The sequence below is a fragment of the Microbacterium sp. cf046 genome (genome assembly GCF_900114345.1).
In the GTDB taxonomy this organism is placed as follows: Bacteria; Actinomycetota; Actinomycetes; order Actinomycetales; family Microbacteriaceae; genus Microbacterium.
Genome location: NZ_FOZJ01000003.1, coordinates 357,702 through 369,677 on the forward strand (window position 1 = coordinate 357,702; position 11,976 = coordinate 369,677).

Below are 11,976 nucleotides of genomic sequence, written 5' to 3' on the forward strand. Positions count from 1 at the left end.
AAGTCTGAACCACATGTTCCCCCTTGGCCACTGAAATGCACCGCTATAGTCAGTGCGGCGCCGGCTGGAGTGATGCTGATGATACCGCTCGCTGACGCCCCGGTCACAGGGCAAGGGAGCAAGAGTCGGTCCACGTGTTGATGCCCCCAGAGTCTCGTCACAACATCACTCTGACCAGTCGGCGCAGCATTGAAGTTCACTCTCGGAATCCTTCCGGGTGGAGTTTGGCACAAACCCAGTTCGCATCAACTGCGTAGATTGCCCGATCACCGGCCAGTACGAGAGACGCACTGCTCGGTACGAACGTCATGCATGACACCGAAGACGTCGGAATCGCGAGGGAGCTGCCGCTCGCGAAGTCCCACACCCGCATCGTGTCATCGCGATCTATCGTGGCAACCAGCGGCGTTTGGCCAGGCATCGAAATCACGCAGCAATCCTTCACCCCGCCGGCATGGCCCACCCATGGGTCACAGTGAAGAATGCCCGTGTCAGGATCACAGACGCGGACGCTCCCATCGTCACTGCATGTAACTAGGATCGTCGCGCCATCTCCCTGAACGTCCACCGCGCAACACCCGGTCACTGCTCGGGTGTGGCCCGTCAGGATGCGCACCAGGGGGTCCCGTCGGGAGAAGTCCCAGACCCGGACCCTACCGTCATGACTAGCGGTGGTGACCAGCAGGGCGGTCCCGTCTTTGCGCGGGATGGCACAGCACTTCGTCACGGGGCGCGGGCCATCAAAGGGGTCTCCCAAGGGTTCACAGGTGAGGGGATTCCAGAGCCGAATTGTGCGGTCGTCGCTCGTAGTGACGAGTGCAGTGCCGCCGCCGGGCTGCGGCAAGGCGCAGCATCCGTTGGCCCGATCCGTATGACCGTCCAGGGGGCCGCCATACTGAGTACCCGCGACGGGGTCCCATAGTCGCGCCTGGTGGTCCCAGCTCGTAGTGGCGATCAGGGTCGGACCATCGGGAAGCGGCACCGCGCAACATCCGGTCACCGGGCCACCGTGAAAGCCGATCGGGTATTGAGGTTCACTTACTTGCGAGACGACGCCGGTTGCATTCCATACGCGAACTGTCATGTCCCAGCTAGTGGTCGCTATCAAGGCGGTCCCGTCAGCTAGAGGTACCTGGCAGCATGCTGTAACCCTCCCCGTGTGGTAATTCCCGCCGGGAGTCCCGCTCGCTGGGGCTGTCGAGGGATCCCACAGCCGTGCAGTTCCATCCCGGCTTGTCGTAATGAGCAACTGTGCACCATCCGGCAGTGTCACCGAGCCACACGCGGTCACCGCACCCGTGTGTCCTTCCAGTGGATTGCCGTAGGGCTCGCAGGTGTTGGGATCCCACAGTTGAATCGAACCGTCCTCGAAGCTTGTGGCAAGTAGGCTCCCGCCGTCAGGCAGCGAAACCGAGCAGCATGACGTGACCACGTCGGCCTGGGACCGAAGGCGCTCGAGGGGGTATCCGTGGACCGCACCGCTGTCGCCGTTCAGGAGTGTCGCTCCGCCCCCGTTGGCGACCGCTAGCAGAGTGCGGCCATCGCGAAGGGTGATTGGACAGCATCCCGCCACTGGACCCAACTGATCTGTAAACGGCTCCGATTGAGCCGCCCAAGTATCTGGGTTCCATAATCGGACGCCATCATGGGCCGAAGTGGCCAGTACACTCGCCCCCCTCAAGGCAAATGGCCAGCAACCGGTCACCGGTCCGGTATGTCCTGTGAGCGCATCGCCACGTCGTTTCCCCGTCGTCGGGTCCCACAACTGCCCCGTCCCATCGTCGCTGGTCGTTGCCAACAGTGCTGTACCGTCCGCGAGGAAGACAACGCAGCATCCCGTGATCCGTTCACGATGAGCGCGGAAGGGTTTGCTAAAGAGGCGGCAAGTGACCGGATCCCAGAGTCGCACTTCTCCATCGACGCTGGTGGTCGCTAGCAAGCTTGTGCCGTCCTGGAGCGGAACCTCACAGCACGCGGTTACCGCGTATTTGTGACCCAGCAAGGGCCACCCGTGGAGGCCCCCAGTGGCGGGGTCCCACAAGCGTGCCGTCGAGTCCCAGCTTCCAGTGGCTACCAACCGGGTCCCGTCGGGAAGGGATACGGTGCAGCAGGCGGAAACCACATCCGTATGGCCCGCAAGTGGAACGCTCATCGGAAAGTGCGGCCGCGCCCAAGTTATGGGGGAGTCATTCGTGGGCGGGTGACCAAGTAGGCGCGCCGCGAGATCCCGCATCACGCGCCGCTCGGACGGTGCCAGCGCCGACAGTCGCGCCGCGTCCCACACCGTCGCCTGAATTGCAGCGGAGTTCAGGCTCCAGAACCCGCGCCGAGCAACTTCGGCAAAGACGGCATTGACGTTGATGTAGTCGAGGACGTCCGGATTGTCTTCAAGTAGGCCCCAACCTGGTCCCGCTGCGACATGCTCGGGCAGGTAGTCGCAGAGATATGCCGCGACATTCTCTTGATCCCGCGCCGTTGATCTCGCCTGAGCTAGGAGTTGGACAGCGATCAATAGCTCGAGGTGGTTCATCGTGCCCTACCAACTGGGGCGTCCGAAAATCGCGCGATTGCTGGGGCGACGGTCGCCAGGCAAGGGTCTTTTCTTGAGATCCCATCTACACGGGGACCAAGCGGGACCGGCAGGAGGCCGAGAGGAAGCCCTGCCCGGCGTAGCAAGGGCTCGGGGCGAAGGTCGGTACAAGAGGTGACGACATCGGTCGTCCGTTCACGTGGTCTCCTCCATGGGCTTTGCTCGGCAGAGCGCCATGGGGCTTGCGAACAGCGTTGTGCTGATCGTGTGCTGTTCATGGGGCAAGAGGGATTACTTGTCTGCCCACCGAGACAGCGTGACCCGAGTACCGCGCTCACAGGGGTGCTGAACCTCGCGGGCCGCCGGACATCCAAGGTTGGTGGATTGTGAGCGTGTCGGCGGCGGCTTCGACCATGGGTTCTCCCCGGTGAACCCACCGGACCTTTCGTCATGGCAGGCTCCCTAGTCCTCGGTGAGGGTGTCAAAACGGAGCCCGCTGGACGACTCCCCGCGGCCGACGGATTTGCGGTTCGTGAACCACACATACAGGTGACCGTCGCTGTCGCGAGCTGCCTGGAAGTAGCGCCGGACGACCGCGCCCGATCGTGGTATTTCCTCCTCTGGGATCAGCAGGTCCGAGTCCGGATTGCCCAGCAGGTCCGCGCGGCTTGTGACCACGCGCCGTACGCCGTCGAGATCGAGGACGGCGCCACGAGCCAACCTGATCTCCGGGCTTTCCGGGTCAACACGAACGGGAAGGAGAGGTATCCACCCGGTCGGCACGGAAGATGCGAGCCGGTATTCCGGCACCTCCCCATCCTCGGAGACCTTTTCCTCGATGGGGAAGTTCAGTGCGTCTGAGGCTCCGTCAACTGCTTCGAGCAAGGGGCTCGCGAGCCGCCGCTCGATGGCCCAGGCGAGGTTGGCCGTCTCATCCCGGGCCAAGAGCACCTCCTCCAGAGCGGGGCCCTCAAGCGGTTGCATGATGCTTGGTGGGAGGAACAGGGCGTTGATCAGCGGTCGGCCGTCGACGTCCTTTTGCGGCGTAGCAAGCACGAACATGTCGAATCCCGCTCGATCGGCCAACTCGGGGTCGCCGTTAGGTCGGAGGAGTGTCTGGATCCCGAAGGTGTCGGTGACTACGAGCGACCGAGTCGCGGTGATGGTTCCTACGGGCAGGTCGATCGGGATCAGGTACCAGTCGTTGCCGTATCCGCTCATTGCTTCGAGCATGAGGAGCATCGGCAGCTCAGCTGGCCCGGGTTGGAGTGCGCCGAGGTCGAGGAGGCCGTCCTCGAACTCGAAGAAGCGCGGCGCGGGGACTCCGCGAACGGTCAGTGGTGCCGGGATCACGGTCTGGGTCACGATCGATCCGGCCTCGGCTGGGCTGGTTCCGAGGTTGATCCTCGCATCGCGGTCCACGCTGTACCAGTCGAAGTCTCCGCCGGGGTACTCACGGGCCGTCAGCGTGTATTCGTCGAGCGGGTCGTCAGAGAGTCGGGCGGCGACGGAGAAGGCATGTTCCATTCGGTCACGCTGCCAGGCCTGCGATTCAGTAGGCGTCGGATGGCTGAACAGTGCGGCCGTCCACTTCAGCCAGTCCGCGCAGGCGGCACGCACTTCGGCTTGATCTGCTGCATCGACTGGCGGGTTCAGATCGGGCAAGTCGCGGGTGGCGAGCTCTGCGCGTAGCCGTCTACCGTCGAGCGCTCGTCCGGCGACTAGGTCGAGGTAGCGGAGGGTCGCGGCATCCGATCCGGCAGGTGCGGCGGGATCCGGCCGCTCCACCGCGAACGCCGACATGAATGCTGCTCGATAGTCCGTACCAGTACTCTGCGCGGCCAGCACACGCAGGAAGTGTTGTCCGGCCTCGACTGCTAGGCGCAGCCCCTCGAGACCTGTGAATTCGGAGTCTGAGACGGAGACGGGCTGACGTTCGACGAGCGCTTCCAGCGGCAGCAGGCCCAAGTCGAGGGACGGCGCCGAGGTTTGGGTCCCGTCCGGGAGCGGGCCGAGCACGTAGCGGCTCAGTGGCGCGACCTGGCCGCGCCAGCGGGCGATGATCGGAGTGCCGCCATCCTCTCCCTGGAATTCACCGACCTGCCATTGGCGACCCAGCAGCCACAGCGGGTCCCAGATGCGGGCGGCCACTCCCGGGGTGTCGTCGCCCCTTCGGGGGAGCGGCTCCAGCCGGGACCATGTGGTGATGGAGGGCATGGGAGTGCCTCAGATCAAGAGATTGGGGTCGGTGGAGGGAACGTCGCCCGCGACGTTGAACGGGAGTAGTGCGGCGGGGAGGAACTGCGCGGCGGCGGCGAGCTGATCGGGGCCGATTGTGCGCAGATGCGCCAGATCGAGCGTTTCCAGCAGTACTTGCGTGAGCGTTCCGACGCTCCAGTCCTCTCGCATCACGGGGGGCACGGCAAGAAGAATCGCGTGTGGTGCGGCGGCGTCGGGTGGGTCGTATCGAAACGCAATTGCAGTGGTCTCCGTTCTGTTCGGGACAACCTCCGTCCATTCGTCGATGAGCAGTCCGGCGAGTTGCTCAGTGAGGTCGACGCCGCTGGATCCGGCCAGCACGAGCGAGACTTGGCCGTCCTGCCCCTCTTCTTCTGTCGCTATGCGTGCACCGAGCCAGGCCTGGCCAGGCCGGTGTGGCACCTGGGCAATTCTCAGATCGAGCCCGATTGTGCTGTCGAGGATCTCGGCCTCGCGCAGCGTCAGACCGAGACGTGAGAGGGAGGGTCGGATCCGCTCCATGCGGGTGATCCAGGTGTAGGCGGCCAGGCTGTCGCCGCCCAGCAGGCCGGGATCTGCTTCGGACGCGGCGAGGTCAGCGGTGGTCGGAACTCGGAAGATAGGGCAGGCGACGAAGCCCGATCCGAATGCGGCCCGGACTCGGCGGACAACCCTGTCACGACGTGCCTCGTCGGGCTCATCGACGTCCGGATCACGAGCGTGCCCAGCCGCTTCGGTGAGGCGCCTCTGTGCCTCGCTGAGCACGGCGGCGACAGAGGCTGTCGAGGCCGATCCGACGGTGAGTCGGTCATCGTGTGCCCCGGGAATGGATGTCAGTGCCCCGGTCACACCGAACTCGGCGATGCCTGCGAGGACGGGCCGAACATCGCCGATCGCCGGTGGGGGGTCCGCGCCCAGCAATCCGTTCAGTTGGGCATGGAGCCCGTCCAGGGCGGTAACTGCCGCGTCGGCGCGGGCCTCGAATTCGTCGAGGTTCATCCGCCTGTCCGGGGCGGCGTGCGCGGGTTGCAGGTCCGCCCCATCCAGGGGCCGCGTTCCACTGACCAAGTTGCGCGCCCGCTCGGCGAGTTCGAGCAGATCGGCGAGGCTCCGGCGAGACCGATCCGAGCTCGGGGAAAGGTCAAGCCGCAGCGCAGGTTCCTCGCCACCGCCCGCCCGGGCAGCACGAACGGGGATCTCGCGGTCCGCCATGGCCGACGCATACGCCCGGCGCGCGAGCATCGTCGCGGCATCCGCGCCCGCGATCCACACGAGGTCCAGGGCCGACAGCCCGAGGTCAGTGAGCGGCACGACGTGACGATCTAACACCGCGCCGCCTTCGTCGAGCACCTCCACGGCAACGTCGACCCCGGTCGCGGGACCGATCAGTTGCGATAGCCAGCGGTCGAGAGTCGGCTCGACCAGCGCCCGGGGCGTGCTTGTGGACCAGGCAGAAGTACGCGCCGCGTCTGGGTTGGCGGCGATCAGCACGCGATGGGTGATCGTCGTTCCAGTGCGCGGCGTTCGGGCGAACTCGAGGGACGGCGGCGGGGCCTTGCCGCTCGCGATCTCGTCCAGGGATCCGCCGCTGCGTGCCAGATTGCCGCGAGCGAACTGGAAGATGTTCTCCGCCGTCACCGCATCCGCGGCCGCGTCGACTGCCGCGTCCAGCCCTTGCAGAATCCTGATCAGCTTGGGCCGGTCGCGTACTCCGAGGTTCGGTACCTCGGAGAGCAGATCCTGAGGATCGTCACTCCAGCGACGATGCAGCACGATGCCGTCGAGCAGGATGCGTCGGCGCACGGCTTCCTCGCCGCTCTCGGCTGCGGCTGGCGGGGCAATGCGGCGCAGGTCGTCGAGCAGGCGGTCAAGACCAGACTCGTGCAGCGCCCGTTCGACGTCGTAGCCCAGCAGGGCGCCGAGCGACTGCCCCTGACGAACGCCGTCGAACAGCCGCTGCGCCCGCCGCACTCGCTCCGATGTGAGGCTGACCGCGTACGCGCCGTCGGCGGTCGCGCCGTGGGCCAGGTGGGCATTCCGCACCAGAGCAGCGGCGCTCGCCTGCCCTAGCGACGGTGCGTGGATGAAACCGGGATCGTCCGGGGCGAGACGCAGTGGACCAGGCTCGTCCGGCAGGGGGTCGACCGTCGTGCTGGGCTCAAAGCGGAGGTTCTCCAGCCAGCCGTAACCGCCCACGAGGAGGCCGGTCGGCTGGGCGTTGCGCAGTTCGGCCAGTCGAGCGGTCGCGAACGCGGTCGCCCACGCATCGAGCCGATGCGAACTCGCACCCAGCGCATCGCGCAGCGCCATTTCCAGCTGCGACGGGTCGGTCGTCCTCAGTTCTTCGAGTGCGGATCGCTCGCCCGGTGGATTCACGGACAGGCGAATGCGAACAGTGTCCGTTGAGCCTGACACCGGCTGCGAGAGCTGCCGCTTCCAGCCCGGCGTCGATCCCTGATCAGGTGCGAAGTCGACCAGTTCAGAATCGCGGAGGAGTTGTCCAAGCGGATGGTCGTCACTTTCGAGCATCCGGGCGGCGGCCATGGCGTAATCGCGCAACAGGCTGTGTCGCAGCAGTGCTTCCAACCCCGATGCGGGGGGCCTTTCTGCGAGCGCATCGAGGTCCGCTTTCAGGAGCTCAGCAATCATCGCTGCGTGATTTTCCGGGACGAGGGGCTTGGCGAGGCGGTGGGTCTCGTCCTCCCACACCAGTCCGCCGTTCGCAGGCGTGAATCCGAGCCTCGCGTCCGCGGGCAACCGCGAGGTCATCTGCTGCAGCCGGCGCCAGAAGCCGATCGCCTCGAGGTCCCGACCGAGGAACTTGCTCAAGTGCTGGAGGTATTGCGGCCCCATCGCGCGACGGATTGCGAAGTCGTTTCCCGGTGCATCCGTGCGAAGGATGTCGATGACTTCGGCGTTCGGGTCGGTGCCGCGGCCGATCCGGGGCACGTCGCCGAGTGCCGGCCGCCACACGGACTCCCGCAGGTCGACGAGGAGCGTTCGGAGCCTCGCGCTGCGTGCCTCATCGGCGTCGTCGGTCGCAGCCAGCCGGTGAAGGGAGGTCACGGGTAGCACGCCGTACGGCTGGCGACCGATCCGGATCGCGGGCAGTGGTCCCCCCGGTCGCACCCAGCGCAGCGAGAATCCTCGCACCCACTCGAGATCTTCGACCGATAGCCTGCCCGCCCGCAGCCCCACGAACTGGGTGAGATAGTAGCCCCACGTGCTCGGCCATAGCGCGGCTTGGACAGCACCGGCGAGCCGCTCAGTGTCGTCGTCGGCGCCCGGCAGGTGCCCGAGCGCGGAGTCGGCCAGACCCAACGCGGTCGCAGTGCGACCGGCGTTGCCAGTCGACGTCAAGGCGGTCGACCGCCACTCGGCCGCGAAGCTCTGCTCGCCGCGGAGGTCTCGGCTGACGAACCCCGACCGATCATCAGCAGAGTTGTTGGACGGCGTGCCCGGCGCAAGGAAGGCCGCGCCGTCCGTGAACCGCTGCGCCGAAACCAGATCCGCACACGCGGCCGCTCCCGCGAGCGGATCGCCTGACCGGATTCCGCTCACAATGAGCACGTCGACCCGTGCATCGACGAGGGCGGTACCTGGCAGGGGCACGCGCAGGCCCATTCCTTGGCGTTCCGCTTCGTCGAAGTCGACCATCCAGGCCATCCCACTGTCCACAGCCGGACCGTCGTCGTTCGCGACAACAGCCGCGTCAAGGTCGGGTCCCACGGGAAGGTCTGACGGGATGTCGGCACCGGTGACGGAAGTTACCAGCGCACCCGAGCTGTAGACACACGCGGTCCACTTCTCCGGGAGGAGCCTCGCCACAGGAGTAGACGTTCGCTCGGCCAGCGGGCCGGCCTCCGGGAAGTCCGGTTCCACATCCAGTGCTTCCTCGGGACCGAGGGGCTGGCTGGGCCGCGCCTCCGGGTTCGTCGGGGTCAGGCGTCGTGCGAGGAAGGCAGCTCGGCCGGGGCCGAATCGATCGACCAGCCCCCGCCAGCACGCGCGCAATCTGCTTTCGTCGGCGCCTGCTCGCCACTGGGCACGCCAATATCCACGGCCAGCCTCAACCTCCGTCGCGCTCAACCGCGGATCGTGGGCATCGAGATGGATCTTGTCGGGGTAGACCCGGACCAGCAGCTCTGCACTGCCGTCCAGAGTCGCGACAAACCGTGCCTCCAACCGCACCGGTAGCAACGCCACTGGGACGGCGGACGACCCCACCGGCGTCCTCAGCGCCGGTGTCCCAGCCGGATCCAGGGCGAGAAGCGCCCCGATGTCTGCGATGGCGAGGCTCACTAGTCCCTCTCCTCATCCGATCGGAGAAGCACAGTCGCCGGGATCGTGATCCGCACCGGTGTCTGCCTCAACCGGCGGGAGACGGCGGCGGCGTGTCCCGGTCCGGGCGGCAGGTGGGTCACATCCGAGGGCGCGGTTCCGACCTTGACTCCGAATCGTGGGGCGGTGGGCTGCTCCGCGATCACCAGAGACCAGGCGGCGATATCGTCTGCGGGGATGTCGAATCCGTAGAAGCGCACATCCGGCTCCATCGCGCCGGTGAAGATCGGATCGGCGACCTGCGGCCCGCCGTCCGCTCCCGGCCGGATCGCGTACACCACGGCGTGGGGGTAGCGACGGAGGAGTTCGCTGCGGATGAGCATCACGAAACGCTCACCGGTGGCCCGCGGGCCGCCTAGGATCCGATCTCCCCACTCTGCCAGCGGAGGAATGTCGGAAGGAGGGTCGGATGCTGGGCCCGAGTCCCAGAACCGGTCGAAGTATGTCGCCCGCGCCGGTGTTGGAAACTCGCGCCATACCAGTTCGCGGCCCATCTCGGTGTTGAGGCCGACCATGTAGGCCTCGACGAAGGGGGTGTTGGTGCGAAGAGGGACGACGGTGTTCGGCGGCACGCCGTCGAGACCGGGCAGCAGCAGGTCCTGGCCGAGTTCGGTCAGCGAAGTGGCCATGGGTGTGGTGAACCGCGGGGTGAAGCGTGCCTCGTCGAGAGCGTGCTCATCGGCGGGGGGTGGCCCGGGCCGCTCGATCAGCGTGATCACTTGCAGCGCGTAGGTCTCGAACGGGTGGATGCGCAGTTTTGTCTCGGCCCACAGGTCGGCCAGCGTGCCGGTCGGGAACACTGGGCGGGCGATGAGCGGCCGGAACGGGAGGAACGCCTCGAGGTGTGCGCGAGCAGCCGCCCGGAAAGTGGCGGAGCCGGGGCTGTCGAGCTTGAGAACAGGATCTCCAGGATCGACCGGGTCGACGGGATCTACCGGACCGGGTTCACCCGCCTCGAATGGGTCAAGCGGATCGGACGGACCTCGTCGCTCCCTCGCCCTAGGGCGAGCCTCAAAGGTTGCGCCCGGCGAGCCAGCTGACACGACGGGCGCAACCGTGTCCACGACTCCTTCCGATGATCCCGGTCGCCCGGGGCCGAGTGGGCCGGCATCGCCACGCGGCCAACCGAAGGCGACGACCCTGAACTTCGGTTGCGGCTGTCGCTCGGTCACACGCTTCACCGAGCCCAGCGGCCAGCGCAGGTCCGGTCGTTCCATCAGCGTGGCAACTCGCTCGATCGTCGCCAGGCCGAAGCGATCGGCGACCGGCTTGGTGGCGAGCCGACTGGCGAAGACTATTGGCTGCTGGTTGCGCAGGATGCCTGTGCGAATCACGGGTCGCTCAGGATCGACCGGGGCGCGACGTACACGCCGGCCGACTGCGCCCTGCGCCCGGGTGATCCGGCGGATCGCCATGCTGTATGCCCCGCTGGTCAGCCCGGTCGCCGCCAGCCGAGCCATCAGGCCGCCGCCTGGTTGGCGCGCTGCGGCCGTGAGTCCGAGTCTGGGCTGGGCGGGGCCAAGCACCTGTAAGCCCATGTCCGGCTCCATGGTGGTGAAGAATCTGCGGTGGAGGCTGCTCGCCACCGCCCGGCCCAGACCTGCGTGCCGCAGCAGTTCGTTGACCCGCCCGAGATCGGGCGCCTGGTCCCACGCGGCGGCCATCAGGGGCTCCTGCAAGTCCTGGACCACCCGTGTGCCGAACGCTGCGACAATGCGTGCGGCGGGGTCGAGGTTGAGTTGCGCGTACCAATCGTCGCGTCCGGCATCTACTGACGCTCTCCCGGACTGCACTTCGCCGTACCGAGGAGGCGCAAGCAGAGGCCGGGTTGCGGGTACGTCGTCGACGAGATTCAGCAGATCCGCGAGTTCGGTATGGAATTGCTTGCGGGCGATGGCGCTCGGCCAGCGGTCGGGCGCCGGCCGCAGCGGCTGGAGCGCGCCACCGAGATCGAGCACAGTCGGATCCGGAAGTCCCGCTTCGGGGAGACTGTCCGTGATCTCGAATGGACGCAGCCCCACCGTCTCGGGGAGTGGGCGGGCCTTCAGTAACAAGGCAAGTGACCGGAAGTCACCGCCTTCGCCCGTCGAGAAGTTCCAGTGGTAGTACACCGGCAGGGCCACCGACCGCAGGTCCGGGCCGAGCGCCCATGCCGGATCGAGCCGCTTTTCGTCGTCGGCGCCGATGTCCACGCCGAGGCCGGCTTTGACGCCGAGTGCGAAAGTGGGGACGACGCAGGCCAGATACTCCGTCTTCGGTTCGAGTATGCGACCGCAGATGAGCCTGGACAGCGACCGCTCGGGTCGGTCCTCCAGCAGTCCGGTCAGCTTCTTCCGGTCAGCACCCGCGTTCTCGGTGAGTTGCGCGTGCGCCCATGCCCATGAGACGGCCAAGTCGGGCAGCTCTGCGGAGGGGACGGCTGGAGCGTCGATAGCTACGACCGGAAGGGAGCCCCGGGTGGGCGGGTCGAGGCGGACGCCGGGCTGGACCTTCACGACGATCAGGCAGAGCCAGGGGCGGAGCCGTTCGCGCGCGTCTGCCGAGGCGGGGGTGAACAGCCAGGGCAGGCTGGGCTCATCGAACTCGATGAGTGGGAAGAAGTTCGATTCGAACGTGCGTGCACCGGGGGTGGGATCGGTGCGGATCACCTGCCGGGGTTGCAGTGCGGTCACATGGCTCGGTCCCATCAACCGGACGGGCAACGCAGCGCCCGGCCGACCGTTGACCTCGAGCGTGACCGTCGACGAGGTGGTCCCCGGCTGCCCTGCTCCCAGAGTGTCCGGCCTGTCGAAGGCTGCCGCTCCACCGCGACGTACCCAGGGCACGAAGATCAGGTCTGCTTCACTCACGATCGAATCTCCGGCCGG

The 11,976-nt window shown here is 66.8% G+C and carries 4 protein-coding genes; all 4 read right to left on the minus strand.

The window, feature by feature from the left end:
- Nucleotides 1–196: 196 nt before the first annotated feature.
- The 4 genes from BM349_RS19100 to BM349_RS14160 all read right to left on the minus strand — a co-directional run bounded on the left by BM349_RS19100 (nt 197) and on the right by BM349_RS14160 (nt 11,958).
- Entirely contained in the window at nt 197–2,530 is a 2,334-nt protein-coding gene (locus BM349_RS19100; RefSeq protein ID WP_091707552.1) for a WD40 repeat domain-containing protein, read from the minus strand.
- A 462-nt stretch (nt 2,531–2,992) separates the two neighbouring features.
- Entirely contained in the window at nt 2,993–4,747 is a 1,755-nt protein-coding gene (locus BM349_RS14150; protein ID WP_091707553.1) for a hypothetical protein, read from the minus strand.
- 9 nt (nt 4,748–4,756) lie between these two features.
- Complete coding sequence (locus BM349_RS14155) at nt 4,757–9,070, minus strand: hypothetical protein (protein ID WP_139230932.1); 4,314 nt, start codon at nt 9,068–9,070, stop codon at nt 4,757–4,759.
- The gene (locus BM349_RS14160) at nt 9,070–11,958 is read right to left on the minus strand and encodes a hypothetical protein (protein ID WP_139230933.1); all 2,889 of its coding nucleotides are present in this window, start codon (nt 11,956–11,958) and stop codon (nt 9,070–9,072) included. Before BM349_RS14160 ends, BM349_RS14155 begins: the two co-directional genes overlap by 1 nt.
- Nucleotides 11,959–11,976: the final 18 nt, after the last annotated feature.

What these genes read in the sequence shown, in the direction of transcription:
- BM349_RS14150 (WP_091707553.1), bottom strand. Translation starts at nt 4,747, where the DNA reads ATGCCCTCCATCACCACATGGTCCCGGCTGGAGCCGCTCCCCCGAAGG.
- BM349_RS19100 (WP_091707552.1), bottom strand. Translation starts at nt 2,530, where the DNA reads ATGAACCACCTCGAGCTATTGATCGCTGTCCAACTCCTAGCTCAGGCG.